This is a genomic window from Pseudomonas sp. OV226 (assembly GCF_003148705.1).
Taxonomy (GTDB): domain Bacteria; phylum Pseudomonadota; class Gammaproteobacteria; order Pseudomonadales; family Pseudomonadaceae; genus Aquipseudomonas.
In genome coordinates this window covers 93,923-115,963 of record NZ_QGGS01000013.1, presented here as the reverse complement: position 1 = coordinate 115,963, position 22,041 = coordinate 93,923, and the positions used below count along the sequence as shown (strand labels likewise).

Here is a 22,041-nt window from a genome sequence, read left to right as displayed (position 1 = left end):
GATCGATCACTCCCGTGCTTTGACGGAGGCCAGCGGAGTCGGCGCGTTTGCAGGCATCACACTGGCCTTGCGCAACGCGGTGAATACTTCTTCGCGCGTGCCGAGCATTTGCACGCCTCCGTCACGCAGCATCAGCACCTTGTCGACGGCGCAGAGCACGTTGGGGCGGTGGGAAATCAGTATGACGGTGGCGCCACGGCCCTTGAGTTCGGCCAGCGCATCGACCAAGGCCTTTTCGCCGACGTCGTCGAGGTTGGCGTTCGGCTCATCCAGCACGATCAGATTGGGGTCGCCATACAGCGCGCGGGCCAAGGCGATGCGTTGCTTCTGTCCCCCGGAAAGCGGGCTGCCATCGGTGGCCAGGCGGGTGTCGTAACCCTGAGGGAAACGCAGGATCATCTCGTGCACCCCAGTGCTCTTGGCGGCACGGATGACCGCGTCGCTGTCCACTTCGCCAAAGCGCGCAATGTTGTCGGCGATGGTGCCTTCGAACAGCTCCACATCCTGTGGCAGGTAGCCAAGCCAGGGGCCCAGTTCGCCCTTGTTCCAGGTGAACATGTCCGCGCCGTCCAGGCGCACCTTGCCGGCCTGTGCCGGCCAGACGCCCACCAGCAGGCGGGCGAGGGTGGATTTGCCAGAGGCGGACGGACCGATAATGCCAAGGCTTTCGCCGGGGACAAGGCTGAAGCTGACCCCGCGCAGAATCGTGTTGTTGGTACCGGGGGAACCGGCGTACACATTCTCCACGGCCAGCATGCCCATCGGCCGCTGCAGCGACATGCTTGGTGGCCGACGCGGATAATCGCTCAGCATCTCGTTGAGCCGACCCCAGGCCGAGCGGCAGCCGAGCAGTTGCTTCCACGACGCGATGACCTGTTCCACCGGACCCAGCGCACGGCCGGTGAGGATTGAGCAGGCAATCATCATCCCCGGGGTGATCTTGCCTTCGATCGCCAGCAGTGCGCCGGCGCCCAGGATCAGCGATTGCAACGTGATGCGCACGAAGCGTCCGGTGCTGCTGATCATGGCGGCGCGGTCGGAGGCCAGGGTCTGCATTTCCAGAATGCGCAAATGACTTTGGTACCAGCGCTTGCTGATCGACGGCAGCATGCCCATGGCCTCGATGACCTCGGCATTGCGCAGGTTGTTGTTGGCGTACAGGGCGGAGGAGATGGCGGCCTGATTGGCTTCGGCCAGCGGCTTCTGCGTCGCCTTTTCAGTGAGATAAGCCAGGCCCACCAGAATCATCGAGCCGATCAGCGTGACCAGTCCGAGCAGCGGGTGGATCAGGTAGGAGACCAACAGATAGATCGGCGTCCACGGCGCATCGAAGAACGCAAACAGGGCATTGCCGGTGAGGAACTGACGAACCTGCGCGAGATCTTGCAGGGCCTGGGCCGGATTACCACCGGCGCGGCTCAGGTTGCGCTCGAATGCAGCGGTGAAGATGCGGCGGTTGAGGTCCATGTCGAGGCAGTTGCCGACCCGGATCAGCATGCGGGTGCGGACCATTTCCAGCGAGGACATCAGCAAGAACAGGCCTATCACCAGAAAGGTCAGCATGGTCAGCGTCGTGACGTTGCGACTGACCAGGGCCCGATCATAGACCTGCAGCATGTACACGGCGGGAGTCAACATCATGACGTTGATGACGCCGCTGAACCCTGCCAGCAAGTAAAAACTGCGGCGCAGGCGAAAGAGTGTGTCGGCGATTTCGGAGCGGGTGCTCGATTGCTTTTGCATTGGGGTCACCCCTCGTCGAAAAGCCGATAGCCCTTGCGGCGCACCAGCTAGCAGTAGATGTCGTTCTGGAGGTAGCTAGTCGACGCAGGCTGGTCGCTCTATAGGCGGCGAGTCATCCGAAAACTCTGCGTTGCTCTCCTATGCAGGAGCGTAGGTCGCGGTGAAACACTCTGAAATATCATTTCGCTCTATAGCTGAGTCTGACTATCTATATATCCATTGAAAACAGCTAGTTAGACGCGCTGACACCGATCGTCTGTTTTAACGACACAAAATTGACATTCATTTGCTATGGAACTTTAGTCTTACTTGTGGGGGATCACCCGCCAGAAATTTGCCATCACTTTGGCAACGCGAAGCGCGGTGATTTTCCTGAGGAGCAGAACATGTCGATCATTTCGATCCTTTGCAGAGTGAAGGGGCTGTTTAGCAAGTTTGCCTTTACGTCCCGTTTCCATGGCCCGCCTAACTAGGGTCTGGATTCGCTTTGCCTGATCGCTCAGCGAGCCATTCAATTCGCGAATTCCAGGTGCGCACCCGGGGAACGGCTTTGCCTTTCCCGCGCCTGCTCTCGCCAAAAAAATGCACCAACAAACCGCGTTAGCCAGCACCTGACTGGGCGTGGGAGGATTTCTATCGTCCCGTGCTCTCCCCCCAGATACAGCGAGGACAACCGAAATGGCCAATTTCAACAAGGCGGACCTGGAATTCATCCTCAAGCAAATATTTATTGCAGAAGCGCATTCCAGTGGTGCCAGCCTCAGTGATTTGCTCCCCAATAGTCAGGTGCCCTTTGGCCTGCGAACCGTCGATGGCAGCTACAACAATCTGGTTGCCGGGCAAAGCGAGTTTGGCGCGGCGGACAATTCGTTCCTGCGCCTGCTTGATGCCCAGTATCGAGCGGCATACGCCGCGTCAGGGAATGTGGTCGATCCGCAGCCTCGGATCATCAGTAACCTGATCGTCGACCAGACCGCCAACAACCCGGCCGCGGTGGCGGCGAACGGCGGTGCAGCCCCGGTAATCAGCCCCGGTCTGGATGGTGTGTTTGGCACGGCTGACGACAAAGAAGTGTTCTTCATTCCCAATGAATCACCGGACGTCGGTTTGACCGCTGGCTTCAACGCGTGGATGACCTTTTTCGGCCAGTTCTTCGACCACGGCCTGGACCTGGTCACCAAGAGCAGTACCGACGTTGTGTTTATTCCGCTGCAACCGGACGATCCATTGTACGTACCGGGCGGCCCGACCAACTTCATGGTGCTGCCACGAGCAGTGCATACCCCCGGCGCGGACGGAATACTCGGCACTGCCGATGATGGCCAGCCCAACACCACCTCGCCGTTCGTGGACCAAAGCCAGACTTACAGCTCGCACCCCTCGCATCAGGTGTTCCTGCGCGAGTACGTCATCAACGCGGCAGGTGACCCGATTGCAACGGGGCGCTTGATTACCAACCGCGATCTTGGCGGCGATGGCAAATTCGGCACGGCCGATGATGGCGACGGCACCAATGGCGGCATGGCGACCTGGGCCGTGGTCAAGGCCCAGGCCCGTGACATTCTCGGCATCAACCTGACCGACGCCGATGTGCACAACGTGCCGCTGCTGGCCACCGATGCCTATGGCAACTTCATCCGGGGACCGAGCGGCATGCCCCAGGTGGTGATGAAAGGGCTTGATGGTATTGGCGGCACGGCGGATGACATCCTGGTCGAAGGCAACCGGGATGCTCCGATCAGCCTGGCCAACGCCGTGAGCGCCGGGCATGGCTTCCTCGACGACATCGCCCACAATGCTGCACCGGTCGTCGTCGGCGGGGTTCTGCAGGCGGATGCTGATGCGCTTGTCGGTAATGCGCAGCCGGCTGATGGAGCCGGCAACAACCTGACCTATGACAACGAGTTGCTCGACGCCCACTACATTGCCGGCGACGGCCGGGTAAACGAGAACATCGGCCTGACCACCGTGCACCATGTGTTCCACTCCGAGCACAACCGCCTGGTCCAGCAAACCAAGGACACCCTTCTGGCTGCTGGCGATCTGGCCTTCCTCAATGAGTGGCTGGTGGACGACGTGGCCGCGATACCCACCACACCCGCCGAAATCGCGGCGTTGGTGTGGGACGGCGAACGCCTGTTCCAGGCCGCCAAGTTCGGCACCGAGATGCAGTACCAGCACCTGGTGTTCGAGGAGTTCGCGCGGACCGTTCAGCCGCAGATCGACGGATTCCTTGCGCCCAACGGGTATGACACCTCGATCAACCCGGCCATCCTCGCCGAGTTCGCCCACGTGGTGTACCGCTTCGGTCACTCGATGTTGACCGAGACTGTCGATCGTTTCGACCCCGAGTTCAATCCGCTCCTCACTGACCCGAACAACCCGGACGCACAACTCGGTCTGATCGCGGCCTTCCTCAACCCGCTGGCGTTCGCCGGTAGCGGGGCGACGGCGGACGAAGCGGCAGGAGCGATTATTCGCGGTGTGACCCGTCAGCTCGGTAATGAGATCGACGAGTTCGTCACCGAAGCCTTGCGCAACAATCTGCTCGGCCTGCCGCTCGATTTGCCGGCCCTGAACCTGGCCCGTGGTCGCGACACGGGCATCCCCACGTTGAATGAAGCACGCCGTGAGATGTACCACTCAACCGGCGACAGCCAACTCAAGCCTTACATCAGTTGGGCTGACTTTGCCGACCACCTCAAACACCCCGAGTCGTTGGTCAACTTCATTGCGGCCTTTGGCACGCATGCCACGATTACGTCGGTGACCTCGTTGGCAGACAAACGCGCTGCAGCCCTGGCGCTGGTATTCGGCGGCGCGGGCTCGCCGGCTGACCGCCTGGACTTCCTGAACAGCACCGGTGCCTATGCCAACATGACGCTGGCCGGCGCGGACGGGCAGTTGGGCACTGCCGACGACGTGACGGGTGTGACGATCACGGGCCTGGACGATGTCGACTTCTGGGTCGGAGGCCTCGCCGAGCAGAAAATGCCGTTCGGCGGCATGCTCGGTTCGACGTTCAACTTCGTGTTTGAAACCCAGCTGGAGGCGTTGCAGAACGGCGACCGCTTCTACTACCTGTCGCGTACCGCGGGCCTGAACTTCGGCACCGAGTTGGAGAACAACTCCTTTGCCAAGCTGATCATGCTCAACTCCGATGTCACCCACCTGTCGAACACCGTGTTCCTGACGCCTACATTCACTCTCGAAGTGAATCAGGCCAATCAGTTCACGAACCTTGGCGTGGACGGCAAAGCAGATCCGACGGGCGGCATCATGATCAACGGCGTGGAAGTCGTGCCGCTGGTGATCCGCGACAACCCCAACACCCCGGGGGCGGACAGTAACTATCTGCAATACACCGGTGAAGACCATGTCGTCCTGGGCGGCACGGCCAGCAATGACATCATCATCTCCGGTGACGGCGATGACACCCTTTACGGCGATGGAGGCAACGACCGCCTCGAAGGTGGCGCCGGCAACGATGCGGTACTCGGCGGCGCGGGCGATGACATCATCACCGACTCGTTCGGCGACAACCGTCTGGAAGGTAATGCCGGTAACGACGTGATCGTGGCCGGTAGCATGCTGGCTGCAGGCAACCTGATCCTGGGGGGCGATGGGCAGGACTTTATCGTTACCACCGAAGACATCACCACGACCTTCGGCGGTCGGGGTGACGACTTCATCCTCGGCGCCAAGACCAACCTGCCACCTACCGGCAACGAAGGGGATGACTGGATCGAGAAGGGCGCCCAGGACGGTGCGCCTGGCGATAACTTCGCGCCGTTGCTCACTGACGATGTGATCGGCAACGACATCTTTGTCGGTGGCGGTGGCTTCGACGAAATGATCGGCGAGGGTGGCGATGACATCTTTGTCGGCAGCGATGCCCAGGACAAGATGGACGGCATGTCCGGCTTCGACTGGGTGACCTACAAAAATGACAAGGTCGGCGTGACCGTTGACCTGAGCCTGGCCGCGCTGGCGCAGCCACATGGCAACGCGCCAAACCAGAACGCCGGGGTGTTCAACCCGGTCGGCGCCTCGCCGGCCTCGATTCTCGACCGTTTTGCCGAGGTCGAAGGCTTGTCCGGTTCGCAATTTGGCGATGTGCTCAAAGGCGATGATGTGGATGCGGTCACCATCGTCAACCACGGCGGCGCCACGGGCAGTGCGCTGACCAATGTGGCGTTGATCCGAGGACTGGACCAGTTCCTGGCCGATGCCGGTTTGCCAACCACAGGCTTTGCCACCGGCAACATCATCCTCGGTGGCAATGGCAGTGACTTGATCGAGGGCCGCGGTGGCGATGATCTGATCGACGGCGACAAATGGATCAACGTCAGAATTGCCGTTTATGCTCCCGGCGACGTCAACCATACCGGCCCAGAGATTGCCACCTTCGACAGCATGGTCGATATGATCCCGTTCATGCTGGATGGCACCTATAACCCGGGTCAGCTCAAGGCCGTGCGGGAAATCCTGCCCGGTACCTCGACGGGCGGGGCGGCCTTCGACACTGCCATTTACTCCGGGGTTCAGTCCGAATATACGGTGGTTCAAGACACGCGCGGCACGGCCAATCTGGCGGATGATGTCTGGACGGTGACCGATACCGTCGCCGGTCGCGACGGCACCGATACGCTGTTGCATATCGAACGCCTGCAGTTCTCCGATAGCCAGCGAGTGCTGGTGCCTGGGCTGAATCTACAGCCGACGGGCAGTCCGACCGTCACGGATGGAAACGGCGGAGCGATCACGGTGGGCGACACGCTGACGGTCAGCTCGGCCCTGGTGCGCGATGGCAACAACATCGCGCCGGGTAATCCGCTGGGTACTCTCAACAACACCTCGGTGTCCTACTACTGGCAGTTCGAAGCCAGTCCAGGCAGCGGTGTATTCGAGGACATCATCCTGTTGCCGGCCGGCGACCTGGCGTTCCAGAGTGCCGACGGCACCGCGTTCAAGGTCTCTCCTGACCTCGTCGGGTTGTCGTTGCGGGTCAAGGCGATCTACCAGGATGGTCATGGCACGACCGAAATAGTGTTCTCGGCGCCGACTACTGTGGTGGCTCCCGGTGCGCCGGTTGTGCCAACGGCGCAGGTGCCTGTCGTCGATGCCACGGCGGGTGGCGAAGGCCTGCACATGGTTCGCTCCGACCTCAACTTCATCCTTGATCAGATCAAGATTGCCGAGGCAGACGCGAACGGGCAGGACATCCTCTCGCTGATCCCGAACATCCGCGCGCCGTTGGGCCTGCGTTCGGTCGATGGGTCGAACAACAACCTGATGAACCTCAACGGCAACAACCACACCGAGTTTGGTGCTGCCGATAACATCTTTCCGCGCTTGACCGATCCGGTCTTCAATCCAGCGGAATTGGGAACGACGTATGCGAGCAACGGCGGCCTTGTGATTGACTCGCAGCCTCGTACCATCAGTAATCTGATCGTTGACCAGACGGCGAACAACCCGGCGGCCTATGCCACGGCTTACGACCCGGGTGTGGACGGAGTGCTCAACTTCGGCCTGGCTGGTAATGACGATGTGCTCAAGGATGGCGTACGGATAGTCGCCAGCCCTGGCCTGGATGGTCAGTTCGGTACGGGCGACGACCATGATGTGTACCTGTTCGAGAACACCGCGGCGGATGCGGGGCTGTCTGCGCCGTTCAACGCCTGGATGACCTTCTTCGGGCAGTTCTTCGATCATGGTCTCGATCTCGTGACCAAGGGCGGTTCGGGCACGGTCTTCATCCCGTTGAAACCGGATGATCCGCTGTATGTGCCAGGCGGCAACACTAACTTCATGGTGTTGAGCCGCGCGACCAACCTGCCAGGGGCGGATGGCGTTCTCGGCACGGCAGACGACATCCATGAGCAAACCAACACCACGACGCCATTCGTGGACCAAAACCAGACCTACAGCTCGCACCCCTCGCATCAGGTGTTCCTGCGCGGTTATGTAATGACCGACGACGGCCCCATAGCGACCGGTAGGCTGATCACTAACATTGACCTGGGGGTGGATGGCAAGTATGGCGGCGGAGATGACACCGAAATCGGTGGCATGGCGACCTGGAAAGTGGTCAAGGCGCAAGCCAACGACATCCTGGGTATCCACCTGACCGATGCCGACGTCGATAACGCCCCGCTATTGGCGACCGACGCCTATGGCAATTTCATCAAGGGGCCGAACGGCTTCCCGATGGTCGTGATGAAAGGGCTTGATGGTATTGGCGGCACGGCGGATGACGTCCTGGTCGAAGGCAATCCGAATGCCCCGATCAGCCTGACCAACGCAGTGCGTACCGGTCACCAGTTCCTCGTCGACATCAACAACAATGCCGTGCCGGTAATCGTCGGCGGGGTTCTGCAGGCGGATACTGACACTGATGTCGGCAATTCGCAGCCAACTGGCCCAGGCGGCAACAACCTGACCTATGACAACGAACTGCTCGACGCTCACTACATCGCTGGCGACGGCCGGGTCAACGAAAACATCGGCCTGACCGCGGTGCATGCGATCTTCCACGCCGAGCACAATCGGCTGGTCGCGCAGACCAAGGATACGGTGCTCGATTCCAATGACGTGGCCTTCCTCAACGAGTGGCTGCTCACTCCGGTGAGTGCATTGCCAGTCAACCAGGCTGAGATCGATGCGCTGGTGTGGAATGGCGAGCGCTTGTTCCAGGCGGCCAAGTTCGGCACCGAGATGCAGTATCAACACTTGGTGTTCGAGGAATTTGCGCGGACCATCCAGCCTCGGGTCGACCTGTTCTTTGCACCGACCCAAGTCTATGACGTCGACCTCGATGCTTCGATCGTCGCCGAGTTCGCCCACACCGTGTACCGGTTTGGGCACTCGATGCTGACCGAGACCGTCGATCGCTTCGACGTCAATTTCAACGTGGTGGGCGATCCGAACAGTGCTGATCCCAATCAGCAACTGGGCTTGATCGCGGCGTTCCTCAACCCGTTGGCGTATGCCGCCAGTGGTGTGACGCCTGAGGATGCGACCAGCGCGATCATCCGCGGGGTGACTCGCCAGGCCGGTAACGAAATCGACGAGTTCGTCACCGAGGCGCTGCGCAATAACCTGCTCGGTTTGCCGCTCGACCTGCCGGCGATCAACATCGCCCGTGGCCGCGATGTGGGGATTCCCTCGCTCAACGCGATCCGCCGCGACATCTACAGCCAAACCGGTGATACCCAACTCAAGCCGTACAACAGCTGGGTCGATCTGGTGCAGCACCTCAAACATCCGGAGTCGTTGATCAACTTCATCGCAGCCTATGGCACGCATGACACGATCACGTCGGCGCTCACGCTGCTAGACAAACGAGCTGCAGCCATGGCGCTGGTGTTCGGTGGTGCGGGTGCGCCGGCTGACCGCCTGGACTTCCTCAACGGCAGCGGTACCTGGGCCAACATAACGCTGGCCGGCAAGGATGGCGTGCTGGGCACTGCTGATGATCTGAAGGGTGTGACGATCACGGGCGTCGATGCCATCGACCTCTGGATCGGTGGCCTGGCCGAAGAGAAAACCCCATTCGGCGGCATGCTCGGCACGACCTTCAACTTCGTGTTCGAGAACCAGCTGGAGAAACTGCAGGACGGCGACCGCTTCTATTACCTGGAACGCACCTCTGGCCTGTCGATGAATGCGGAACTTGAAAGCAACTCGTTCGCCAAGCTGATCATGGCCAACACCTCGGCCACGCACTTGCCAGGCCTGGTGTTCTCGGATCCTGCGTTCTATCTGGAAGTAGACCAGTCCAAGCAGTACAACGATGGCCTGGGCAACGCCGATCCGCTCAGCGACAACAACCAGCAGGTGGTGTTCCGCGACAATCCGCTGACGGCGGGTCCTGACGCCAACTACATCCGGTACTCGGGTGATGAGCACGTCGTGATGGGCGGCACCAACGGCGCAGACATTCTCGTCTCGGGGGGTGGCGATGACACGGTCTGGGGTGATGCCGGCAACGATCGCATCGAGGGTGGCAACGGCAACGACCAACTGCGGGGTGGCGCCGGCGACGACATCATCACGGACGTTGGCGGCGACGATAATATCCAGGGTGGCGACGGCAACGACGTGCTGCACGGAGGCAACGGCATCAACCTGATCATTGGCGGCTTCGGCAACGACTTCATCGTGACCGGTGAGGACGCCTCCGAAGCCATTGGTGGCCAGGGCAATGACTTCATCCTGGGCAGCAAAGCCAACGAACAGGACATGGGTAACGAAGGCGACGACTGGATCGAGAAGGGCACATCTGACGGTGCGCCTGGCGACAACTTCGACCCGCTCGGCAACGACCCGGTGATCGGCCACGATGTCTTCATCGGCGGTAACGAGAACGATAAGTTCAACGGCGAAGGCGGCGACGACATCATGGTCGGCAGTCTCGGCATGGGTGACCGCTATATCGGCGGCTCCGGCTATGACTGGGCGACCTTCAAGGATCTGGCACAAGGCGTGACCATCGATTACAGCGACCGCTTTTTCGATGTACCGCCAGTACCGGGTTCGGGTGCCTCGGCGCTCGTGCGTTTCGACATCATGGAAGGTCTGTCGGGTTCCTCGCACGGCGACTTCCTGCGTGGTGATAACGAAGATGCAACTTCGCTGCCTACCGCGGGTGCAACCGGCAGCGTGCTGACCAACATCAGCCTGATCAACGGCCTGTCCGATCTGCTGGCAGCCGGAGCGACGTTCTACGACGGTGGCAACATCATCCTCGGTGGCAGCGGCAGCGACCTCCTCGAAGGTCGCGGTGGTGACGACATCCTCGACGGTGACAAGTGGCTGAACGTACGCATCAGCGTGCGGCAGAACGCTGATGGCACTGGCCCGGAAATCGCCTCGTTCAACAGCATGGAGCCCATGGTGCCGTTCATGTTGAACGGTACTTACAACCCAGGCCAACTGGTCATCGTGCGGGAGATCCTGGCCGGCGATAACAGCTTCGACACCGCTGTGTTCTCCGGTGTTTCGACGGACTACAGCGTCGTTGTCGATGGCGACACTGTCATTGTGACCGACTCGGTGGTGGGGCGAGATGGCGTCGATCGGCTGACGGGCATCGAGCGTCTGCAGTTCTCTGATGTTTCGCAGGCGTCCGGCGTTGGCACTGCCGTCAACAGCGACCCATCAGGTCACCTGGCGATCCTCGATGATCTCACCGGTGTGCGTGACGATACGCCTGTCGCCGGTCAGCTGCTGCGCGTGAGCAATCTGGCGGTACACGACGCGGACAACACGAGTGTTGGCAATCCGACCGGTGCGGTTAACGGTGCGGTTGCCTACTACTGGCAGGTTGAAAACCTTCCTGGCTCGGGCGTCTATGAAGACATCACCTTTGTCGCCGCCGGCGAAGTATCGCGGGCGATCGGCACCACCTACCGGGTGGCGGATGATGTGGCGGGCCTGAACATCCGCGTTCGGGCGGTGTATCAGGATGCCAAGGGCACGCTGGAAATCGTCGACTCGTCGGCGAACAGCGCACCGACCACAGGGCCGACCGTTAACGGGCTTCTGGTGCAGAACCAGGTGTTGACCGCTGACGCGTCGACCATCGTCGATGCCGATGGCCTCAGCAATCCGCAGTTCACCTACCAGTGGCAGGCGACCAACGGGGTCAGCTTCGTCGACATCGTCGGAGCCACCGGTAGCACGTTCACGCTGACTCAGGATCAGGTCGACGATCAGGTGCGCGTGGTGGTCAGTTACGTGGATAACTTCGGTGTGCACGAAAGCATTGCGTCCGATCCTTCGGACCCGGTGGCTAACGTCAACGATGCACCGACAGGCGCGTTGCTGATCAGCGATACGACACCGGATCAAGGACAGGTGTTGACCGCGCTGACTGGCGGGATTGCCGATGCGGATGGGCTGGGCACCTTCAGCTTCCAATGGCAGCAAGGTGTCGGTGCTTCCTTCACTAACATCAACGGCGCGACCGCTGCGACCTTCACCCCTGGCGTGGCGCAGGGCAACCTGCAACTGCGGGTGATCGTGACCTACACCGATGGCTTCGGCGCATTGGAAACGGTGACCTCTGCGGCAACCGCAGCGGTTACGGTACCGGCTGGCGTGGTGCTGCAAGGCACCCCTGGGGCGAACACCCTCACCGGTGGCGCGGGTAACGATGTGCTGTTTGGTCTGGGCGGCAACGATACGTTGAATGGCCTGGCCGGTAATGACCAGTTGTTTGGCGGCACCGGCAACGACACGCTCAACGGCGGAAACGATGACGACATCCTCAATGGCGAGGACGGAACCGACACCCTCAACGGTGGGCTCGGCGCGGATGTCATGAACGGCGGCTCCGGCAACGACACCTTTGTGGTCGACAACGTCGGTGACACCGTAATCGAGGCGCTGAATGGCGGTACCGATCTGGTGCAAACCAGCCTGACGACCTACCTGCTCGGTGCCAACGTCGAGAACCTGACCTATACCGGTGTCGCTAACTTCACCGGTACCGGTAACGCGCTGGCCAACACCCTCACTGGCGGGGTCGGTAACGACGTCCTCAATGGCGGTGCAGGTGGTGACCGGATGGTGGGGTTAGCCGGCAACGATACGTACGTCGTCGATGCCGCCGGGGATGTGGTGGTCGAGGTGGCGGGTGGCGGTGTGGATAGCGTGCAAACGTCGCTGGGCAACTACACCCTGGATGGTAACGTCGAGAACCTGACCTACACCGGAGCCGGTAACTTCGTCGGCAACGGCAACGGGTTGAACAACACCATCACCTCAGGGGGAGGCAATGACAACCTCAGTGGTGGTGGCGGCAACGACATCCTCATCGGCAACGGCGGTAACGACACGCTCAATGGCGATGCCGGTAACGACCAACTGTTGGGTGGCCTTGGCACCGATACCCTGAACGGCGGAACGGGCGATGACAGCCTCGACGGCGGAGACGGGGACGATGCATTGAATGGCGGGACAGGCAACGACACGCTGCTCGGCGGGCTGGGTAATGACAGCCTGGATGGCGGTAACGGCATCGATCTGCTCCAGGGAGGCGATGGCAACGACACCTTGCTCGGTGGTGGCGATAACGACACCTTGTTGGGCGGCATCGGCAATGACTTTATCGATGGCGGCAATGGTAACGATACGGTCACTGGTGGTGCTGGCAACGACTTGATGGTTGCCAGCGGTGGCAACGATGTCTTCATGTTCGCAGCAGGCTTCGGGACCGATCAGATTACCGGCTTCGATGCCAACCCGAATGGAGGAGGCCAGGACCGGCTCGATATCACCGCGTTGAACATCACGGCGGTGAACTTTGCCGCCAGCGTCACCATCTCCGACGTCGGTGCGGATACCCTGCTCAGCTTCGCAGGAGCTGACTCCATCCGCCTGGTCGGTGTGGCCGACGCAACAACCGTCACTGCTAACGACTTCATTCTGGCCACTTGAGGAACTGGTCAGTAATGCCGCAACAAGCGTGAAAAATGAAGGGAGGGCAATGGATGCCCTCCCTTTTTTTTGAAAAAAAACTGGACGCGTGTTCGGGTGAAAATGTCTAGTACAGGCTGTCGATGAGCGAAGTCTCGTCAGCTGATTTTTATTCGGATAAAGGGCATGCCCGATGGACCGATTCCAGGAAATGCAGGTCTTCGCCGCGGTTGCCCAAGAGCAGGGGTTCTCGGCGGCGGCGCGACGTCTGGGCCTGTCGGCGGCCAGCGTCACCCGAGCGGTGGCGGCGCTGGAGAAGCGCATTGGCACCTTGTTGCTGACACGCACCACCCGCAGCGTGCACTTGAGCGAGGCCGGGCAGCGTTACCTGGAGGATTGTCGGAGAATTCTGGCCGAGGTGCAGGAAGCGGAGGATTCGGCAGCCGGCAGTCACGCCCAGCCGCGTGGTCAACTGACAATCACGGCGCCGGTGTTGTTTGGTGAGTTGTTCGTCACACCGGTCATGGTCGGTTATCTCACTCAATTTCCAGAAGTCGGCATCAATGCCTTGCTGCTCGACCGGGTGGTGAGCATGGTCGAAGAGGGCATTGATGTCGCGGTGCGTATCGGTGAGCTGCCTGACAGCAATCAACACGCGATTCGCGTGGGCGAAGTACGGCGGGTGATCTGCGCGTCCCCGGCGTTTTTGGCTGCCCGTGGCAGGCCACGTCACCCAGATGAGCTCAATGGCGCACCCATCATTGCGACCTCGTCGATCGGGCAGCTCAGGACCTGGCCATTTCTTGACGCGGGCGAGCCGCTGAACGTTCGTCCGGAACCGCGCCTTGTGGTCACCGCCAATCAAGCGGCGATCACGGCGGCCTGCCTGGGCCTGGGATACACCCGGGTCCTGTCTTATCAAGTGGCGGGCAAGGTGGCGGCCGGTGAGCTGGAAATCGTGCTGACCGACTTCGAACTGCCGGCACTGCCCATTCATGTGGTCTACCAAGGGGGACGCAAGGCTCCGGTGCGGGTCCGTAGTTTTGTGGACTTTACGGTGAAGGCGCTGCGCGAACATCCGGCGCTGAGCGGCTAAAGGATTGTTGCGTTGGTTGAAATAATGGATTGCGTTTGCTGGTTATTCTGTTGTTTTGGTTGTAGGTGGAAAATAGCGGCCATCGGTGCTGATCTTTCCCTGAACAGCACCACCACCCAGCGGAGTCGACCATGCAAGCGATCAAACTCTACAACTTCCCTCGTTCCGGCCATGCTCATCGCGTGGAGCTGATGTTGTCCTTGCTGCACCTGCCGACCGAGCTGATCTTTGTCGATTTGGCCAAGGGCGCGCACAAGCAAGCGGATTACCTGGCGCTCAACGCTTTTGGTCAGGTGCCGGTCATCGATGATCAAGGTGTGGTGCTGGCCGATTCGAACGCCATCCTGGTCTATCTGGCACATAAATATGGCAATGGTCGCTGGCTGCCCACCGATCCGGTCGGCGCGGCGAAGGTTCAGCGCTGGCTGTCGGCGGCCGCCGGGCCGATTGCCTTTGGTGTGGCCAGAGCACGATTGATCACGGTGTTTGGCGCGCCATACAACGCGCAAGAGGTGATCGCTTATTCCCACACCGTGCTCAAGGTAATCGACCACGAGTTGGCGTCGACGCCCTACCTGGCCGGCAGTGAGCCGACCATCGCCGATGTCGCCGCCTACAGTTACATCGCCCATGCGCCGGAAGGCAATGTCTCGCTGGACGACTACGCCAACATCCGCGCCTGGCTGGCGCGTATTGAAGCCTTGCCGGGGTTTGTCGGCATGCCGCGCACGGTGGCCGGTTTGCAAAAAACCGCCTGATGCTCACGGCCCGACCCGCTCGGGCCGTTCACTGTGCGCGATAGGCGCAGGGGAGAAACCGTTATGGAACATTCACCTTGGCACGCCGGCGAAAAACAGTTGCAGGCTCATGTTGGGGTTGCCGAGCGAATGGAGGCGTTCGGTCGGCGGGTGATTCGCAGTCAAATGCCGGATCAGCACCGCACGTTCTATCAGCAACTGCCGTTCATGCTGTACGGCGCCGTCGATGCCGAGGGCAATCCCTGGGCGAGCATTCTTGAAGGGCCTCCAGGCTTTGCACATTCCCCCGACCCCGCACTGTTGCAGTTCGACCGTTTGCCGGGCGCCGATGACCCTGCTCAATTGCAAGACGGTGCCGCCATCGGGCTGCTCGGTATCGAGTTGCACACCCGGCGTCGCAACCGCCTCAATGGTCGAGTGGGCGCTGTAACGGCCAGCGGATTCGGGGTGACGGTGGAACAATCCTTCGGCAACTGCCCGCAGTACATTCAGTTGCGCCAGTTTCGCTCGGTGCCATTGGCGGATCCCTCAAGCCGCGTTGCGCAGCACTTGAATGAGCTGGATGACGCGGCCAGAACCATGATCGTCGACGCGGACACGTTCTTTGTCGCCAGCTACGTGGACGTCGATGGCCAGCGCTCGGTGGATGTTTCTCACCGGGGCGGGCAGGCCGGTTTCGTACAGGTAGACGGTAATCGCCTGACCATCCCGGACTTCGCCGGCAACCTGCATTTCAATACGCTGGGCAATCTGCTGATCAATCCTCGCGCCGGTCTGTTGTTCATCGATTTCAATACAGGCGACCTGCTGCACCTCAGCGGGCGCACCGACATCATCCTCGACGGACCGCAGATCGATGCCTTCCAAGGTGCCGAGCGACTATGGACCTTCGAAGTCGAACACGTAGTACGTCGGCCTGCAGCGCTGGCCTTGCGCTGGCGCTTTGACGGCGTGTCGCCCACCAGTCTGCTGACCGGCACCTGGGCGCAGGCCAACGCGCGTTTGCAAGCCCAGGCCTTGGGGGATCGCTGGCGCCCACTGCAGGTGGTGCGTATCGAGACGGAAAGCCAAAACATCCGCTCGATCTACCTGCAGGCCGCCGATGGCGCCGGGTTGCCGGTGTTTCAAGCCGGGCAGCATTTGCCGCTGCGGTTCAACATCGGCGGTGAGGTACATATCCGCACGTATAGCTTGTCGAGTGCGCCGTCGGATGATTTTTTCCGCATCAGTGTGAAACGTGACGGGTTGGTGTCATCACACCTGCATGATCAGATTAAGGTCGGGGATATGCTGGAAGCCCGCGCCCCCCAAGGGCATTTCACCGTGGCGCCGCATGAGCGGCGGCCGCTGGTGTTGCTGGCCGCTGGCGTGGGCATTACGCCGCTGCTGTCGATGGTGCGCGAGGTGGTTTATCAAGGCCTGCGTACGCGAAGCATCCGCCCGACGTGGTTCTTCCAAAGCTCGCGGACCTTGGCCGATCAACCGTTTCGCCCGGAGCTGAGCCGTTTGCTCGACGGCCTCGGCGACTCGGTGCGAGTGCTGCGTCTGCTCAGTCAGCCAGAGCCGGATGCCCGCGAGGGTGAAGATTTCGACCTGACCGGGCGAATCGATGCCGATTTGCTCACGAGCATCGTTGAGGTGGAAGACTACGATCAGCTGGATTTTGTCCTCTGCGGCCCGGGCAGTTTTACCCAGGCGATGTACGACAGCCTGCGGGAAATGGACATTCGTGATTCAAGGATTCACGCCGAAACCTTTGGCCCGTCGACACTGCGCCGGATACCCGACCCGGATGCCGTGGTCATCGAACAACCTCCGGTCGCCACCACATCAGTGCCGGTGGTATTCGAGCGCTCGGCCAAAGAGGCGCGCTGGAAACCCGACAGCGGCAGCCTGCTGGAATTGGCGGAAAGCCGTGGATTGCGTCCGGAGTTCAGTTGCCGCGGCGGCTCCTGTGGGACCTGCAAAACCCGCCTGATCAGCGGTGAGGTAACTTATCCACAGGTGCCGGCAGAAATCCCCGATGCGGGAGAAGTGCTGATTTGTTGTGCGGTGCCGGCGCAGGGTTCGCAGCCGGTGGTGCTGGACCTTTAACCTCTAGACCCCGGCCCCACATAAGTAATCAGACGGTGCCCGAATAATTAGGGCATCAAGGGTAATTCGCGTGTTGTTTCACCTGCACTAGCGGCATGTCTACAACATTGCGCAGGGTGCGTTCGGCCAATTGCGCACTGGCTTCACGCCAGCCGATCCAGTGCCAATCCGCCACGTCGCGGGTGGCCGGGAACTGACCGCTGCTTTCGAAGCGAGCGACCAGGTCGGCCAGCGTTTGCGGCTCGGCCAGGTCGAAATACGCCATGAACTCGCCGCCGATTTCGCGGAAGATCGGAATGTCGCTACCCATGGCCGGCAGTCCGCGCTGCATGGCCTCCACCAGAGGCAAGCCGAATCCTTCGATCCAGGATGGAAACACCAGAGAGCTGGCATTGGAGTAAGCGTGTTCGAGGCTGGTGTCGCTCAGGTCATTAAACATGAACAGGCGTTGGTTCAACTGTGGGTGATTGTGTACCCGGGCGAGCAGGGCGTCGCATTTCCAGCCGATCCGACCGGCGATACACAGCCGGGCTTTTGAACCCGCGGCCCAAGCCAGCTCGAATGCGTCCAGCAGGTAGTCGTGGTTTTTGCGCGGTTCGATGGTGCTGACCATCAGAAACACCGGTTCCTGCGTATTGAAAATACGCGTCAGGCGCGGCTCGACGGCAGCTGCGGCTTCGCTCAGGTCCAGCTCGGAGCCGAGGTGGAAATAGTCGAACCACAATTCACTGGCCTTGGCTGGGCCCAGGCGGCGCTGCAATTCCTCACGCACCTGATCGCGTACCGTGGCGGAAATAGCCATATAGCCATCGGCGGTTTTGGTGATCCAGTCGAACCACTCGTTGAACACCTGCACCAGTCGTGTGTCGTAAAACTGTGGATGTGTCACGGGAATCAGGTCGTAGATTACCGAAACGATGCCCACGCCTTCCCGTTTGAGCTGTTCGGCAAACGGGAAAAAATCGGTGTGCCAGGACGAGTCCAGCAGCACCAGTTGATCCCCTGGCTGGTGTTGCAGCGGTGTGCAACGTTTAGGCAGTTGGGTTTGATTGACTTGGTCGATCAGGCGCAGCGGCACACTGAAGCAGGCCAGTGCTATCAGTCGATAAGCCACGTACAACACGCGTCGTGCAAACCGCGATGTACAGCGCTTTTCAAGCCGTTGGCTTAGTTGCCAAAAACGGTGCGCCAGTCGTTCCAGTCGCTCGCCGAAGGTTATCAGGCTCTCGAAAAACGGCGTGTTCAATGAACCCAGTTTCAGTACCCGATAGAGTTTGCCCTTGAGCATCACCACAGGAATGCATTCGGCACCGCCCGCACTTTCCGGCAGTTGATTGATGACGTTGCGCACCACCCGCTGAATGCCTGAATTGACTTTGGGGTTTTTGAATACGTGGGTGCACTCCACCAGCAGACGGGTCATAACGGGCTTTCCGGGGCAATTGAGGGGGGAAGGGTAATGGTTGAACAAAGGACGTTAATGTCGAGCGTGTGGGCCGGATCGCGGAAGACTTCAGGATCAAACGATTGGCTGGCCAGGTGAATGACCGGGTCGGGCCTCTCCGAACACAGGTCTTCGGGGCCGTTGGTCTCACTGAGACCCGTAACGAATAGACGCTTTTTCAAATAGCGACCCCTTGGTCTTTCATTTCGTCCATTCCTCACAGGTTTTACAGAGATGTCTGACGGACCGGTTAGATGACGGGGCCGAAAGACAGGCGAGACAGCGATGCTTGTTTGGTAGCCGATTTGTGCAATTGATCGGCAATTTTAGCAGGTCCAACTGTGACCGGTCAGTTCTCGTGCGCTTAGCTCGATTTATTCTCGCCGGGCGGTTCACGAATCCTCGATGGATGTGTTTAGAATGCCCCTCGTCACGATTAATCGGCGTTGGTATGAGTTGTTTCGAGACTCCCCGAATCCGACCATTAAAACAAGAGCGTAGACGGGTAAGAAGACGATGGGCGAGGACTGGCGAGCGCCGGCTCGATCCATGGCTTTACCGTCATAGAGTGGGGCTGCCGGGATGGCGGCTTCATCGTGAGATGCCATGAACTTTATTCTTTACTCAGCGGTCAACGATAGCTCCATCAGCCAGAGCCTTGGTCGTCCCGAATACAGTTACTACTTCGTGCTCAAGGCCTATCGCCCTGTGCTCGAAAGTCTTGGGCGAGTGCATGTGGTGTCCTCCACTGCCGAGGTTGATCCCCTCTACAGGCAACTGTTGGCCGCTGGCGAAGACAGCCTGTTCCTGTCGTTTATGCCGCCGCAGAAAACCCCGAACGACCTGGAATGTCCGACAATCTGCGTGGTGGCCTGGGAGTTCGACTCGATTCCCGATGAGCAGTGGGACAACGACCCGCGCCAGGACTGGACGCAAATGCTGGCGCATCAGGGCCGGGTGATCACGCTCTCCAGCCATACCGCCCGAGCGATTCGACAGGCCATGGGTGAAGACTTTCCAGTGCTGGTTTTGCCAACGCCATTGTGGGAAAACTTCGCCGGCATTCGTAGTCGCCACACCAGCGCACCGATCAACGCCGGTTCGACCCTGGACATCAAGGGCTGCATCTTCGATACCCGAACCCTCGGGCTGTCTGCCGATGCGCTGATTCCCGTACCGCCTACCGCCGAGGAACTGGCCGAGTTGGAGGCGTTGAAACCACCGCCGCTGACACTCAAGCGCCGCTTGGTGATTGCCCGCCATTACTTGCACCTCTGGCGTCGGGATATGGGCAAAGCGCTGCCGACTCCGGTGCGTCGCAGCCACTTTCTAAGCCAGTGGTATTGGGAAGGTATTCACGACCTGCTGTCAGAGTCCGCACATGCGCGACTCGCCGGCTGGTTGCCGGCCATCGCCGGCCCGCACACAATGGCAGTGCCCGAGCCGGCGCCGCGAACGTGGCCGGACACCACCGGGCTGGCCGAGACCGAGGTTGACGGTGTCGTTTACGTCAGCGTGTTCAACCCGCGTGATGGCCGCAAGAACTGGCATCAACTGATCACCGCATTTTGTTGGGCATTTCGCGAAACGGCGGACGCCACGCTGGTACTGAAAATTACCCAAAGCGATCTGTCGTCCTACCACGACGAGTTGATGACCTTGCTCGCTCAACTCTCGCCGTTCGCCTGTCGGGTAGTGGTCATGCACGGCTATCTGAACGACCCGCAATACACCCGCTTGTATGAAGCCGCCAGTTACTACGTCAATGCCTCGCGTTGCGAGGGGTTGTGCCTGCCGCTGATGGAGTTCATGGCCTGCGGTAAACCGGTGATCGCACCGGATCACACCGCCATGGAGGACTACATCGATGAACGCGTGGCGTTTGTGGTCAAGTCCAGCGAAGAGCTGACTATATGGCCGCAAGACTCCCGCATCATCTACCGTACCCTGCGTCACCGGCCGGATTGGGGTTCGCTGAAAACCGCTTACGAAAACAGCTACCGCCTGGCCAAGGAACAACCGCTGGAGTATCGGCGCATGTCCCTCGCCGCTATCAAGCGCATGCACGAATACTGCGCTTTCGCTCCGGTTCAGCAACGCATGGCGGATTTTTTCGGGCTGGCGCCGCAGGCCTTGCCGACAGCAACCGTGACGGATAACGCCTCATGCTGATCATCATTCATTCGGAAACCAACCAGCACACCATTGCCCAGAACCTTGGCCGCTCTGAGTACAGCTATTACTTCGTGCTCAAGGAGTATCGACCCGTGCTGGAGCGGCTGGGGCGAGTGGTGGAAGTCAGAGATCCGCAGACCGAAGTCGATGCCTTGTACCTGGAATGTTTGTCCCGTGGCGAAGGGTGCGTGTTCCTGTCGTTCTCGCCGCCTCATCGCACGCCGGTCAATTTCACCTGCCCGACACTACCGGTGTTCGCGTGGGAATTCAGCACCATCCCCAACGAACCCTTTGACAGTAACCCGCTCAATGACTGGCGCACTGTGTTGCGCGCCTGCGGTGCGGCGATCACACACTCCAGCTACACCGTGGATGCGGTGCGCGAGGTGATGGGCGCCGACTATCCGATCATTGCGGTACCTGCCCCGGTGTGGGACCGGTTTTCCGCGCGCGGCGCCCACTTGCAACGCCAGCCCTTGGCCAGTCAGGTGCGGTTGAAGCTCAAGGGGTTGCTGGTAGACAGCCGTAAACTCGACTTGCGGGCCTTCGGACCCGTGGCATTGCGCGAAGGTGTGGGTATTAATTTCAAGGCCCCGCCGAGTGAACAAGAACTGGTCCTTAACGGCGTGATTTACACCTCGGTTTTCAACCCCGGTGACGGGCGCAAGAATTGGGAAGACATGCTCAGTGCCTTTTGCGTGACGTTTCGTGAGGTGGACGACGCGACACTGGTGCTCAAACTGACGCACCACGATGCCGAAGAAGCGTTGGATGACATCCTTCACCACTTGTACAAAAACCAGTCTTACCGCTGCCGGATCGTACTGATTTACGGCTATCTGGCTGACGCGGACTATGAAAAGTTGGTGCAAGCCACGAGTTATGTGGTCAACACGTCCTACGGCGAAGGCCAGTGCCTGCCGCTGATGGAGTTCATGTCTTGTGGCAAACCGGCGGTGGCGCCACGGACCACGGCGATGATCGATTATCTCGATGCTGATAATGCATTCCTGATTGACACTACCGCTGAACTTACGGCTTGGCCTCATGACCCGCGCAGGGCATTTCGGACCTTGCGTTACATAACCAATTGGGCGTCGTTGTGCAGGGCTTACCAACTAAGTTATGACGTGGCCAAGGGTAGCCCCGACCGCTATGAACAGATGTCCGTGCACGCAGTGGCCAGTCTCAAAAAGTTTTGCAGCCAGACCGCTGCCGAGCAATGGCTTAACGTATTTTTTGAGCGCTTGTTGGAGAACCGTGCCGTGGAAACCCCCGGGGCATGATTCGCGCCGAGGTGATCA

Annotated in this window: 8 protein-coding genes; 6 read left to right on the top strand and 2 right to left on the bottom strand. The window is 60.2% G+C overall.

Going from position 1 to position 22,041, the window contains the following annotated elements; all coding sequences use genetic code 11:
- Positions 1–6: 6 nt before the first annotated feature.
- A complete protein-coding gene (locus C7534_RS20265) occupies positions 7–1,743 on the bottom strand; it encodes a type I secretion system permease/ATPase (RefSeq protein WP_046030880.1) in 1,737 nt (578 codons plus the stop codon).
- Positions 1,744–2,421: 678 nt separating this feature from the next.
- Here C7534_RS20265 and C7534_RS20255 point away from each other — a divergent pair.
- The 4 genes from C7534_RS20255 (at position 2,422) to C7534_RS20240 (ending at position 17,118) form a co-directional block, all read left to right on the top strand.
- A complete protein-coding gene (locus C7534_RS20255; protein ID WP_109786815.1) occupies positions 2,422–13,191 on the top strand; it encodes a peroxidase family protein in 10,770 nt (3,589 codons plus the stop codon).
- Positions 13,192–13,363: 172 nt separating this feature from the next.
- Positions 13,364–14,266, top strand: a complete 903-nt coding sequence (locus C7534_RS20250; protein ID WP_109786814.1) for a LysR family transcriptional regulator — start codon at positions 13,364–13,366, stop codon at positions 14,264–14,266.
- Positions 14,267–14,397: 131 nt separating this feature from the next.
- On the top strand, positions 14,398–15,024 hold the full coding sequence (locus C7534_RS20245; RefSeq protein WP_046030876.1) for a glutathione S-transferase family protein: 627 nt from the start codon (positions 14,398–14,400) through the stop codon (positions 15,022–15,024).
- Between the two features lie 63 nt (positions 15,025–15,087).
- Entirely contained in the window at positions 15,088–17,118 is a 2,031-nt protein-coding gene (locus tag C7534_RS20240; protein WP_109786813.1) for an FAD-binding oxidoreductase, read from the top strand.
- 55 nt (positions 17,119–17,173) lie between these two features.
- Here the strand turns inward: C7534_RS20240 and C7534_RS20235 are convergent, their stop codons facing one another.
- Complete coding sequence (locus tag C7534_RS20235) at positions 17,174–18,541, bottom strand: glycosyltransferase family 4 protein (RefSeq protein ID WP_109786812.1); 1,368 nt, start codon at positions 18,539–18,541, stop codon at positions 17,174–17,176.
- Between the two features lie 627 nt (positions 18,542–19,168).
- Here C7534_RS20235 and C7534_RS20220 point away from each other — a divergent pair.
- Positions 19,169–20,734 (top strand): glycosyltransferase, encoded by a 1,566-nt coding sequence (locus C7534_RS20220; RefSeq protein WP_109786809.1) that lies wholly within the window; start codon positions 19,169–19,171, stop codon positions 20,732–20,734.
- A complete protein-coding gene (locus C7534_RS20215; protein WP_109786808.1) occupies positions 20,728–22,023 on the top strand; it encodes a glycosyltransferase in 1,296 nt (431 codons plus the stop codon). Before C7534_RS20220 ends, C7534_RS20215 begins: the two co-directional genes overlap by 7 nt.
- The last annotated feature ends 18 nt before the right edge of the window (positions 22,024–22,041 follow it).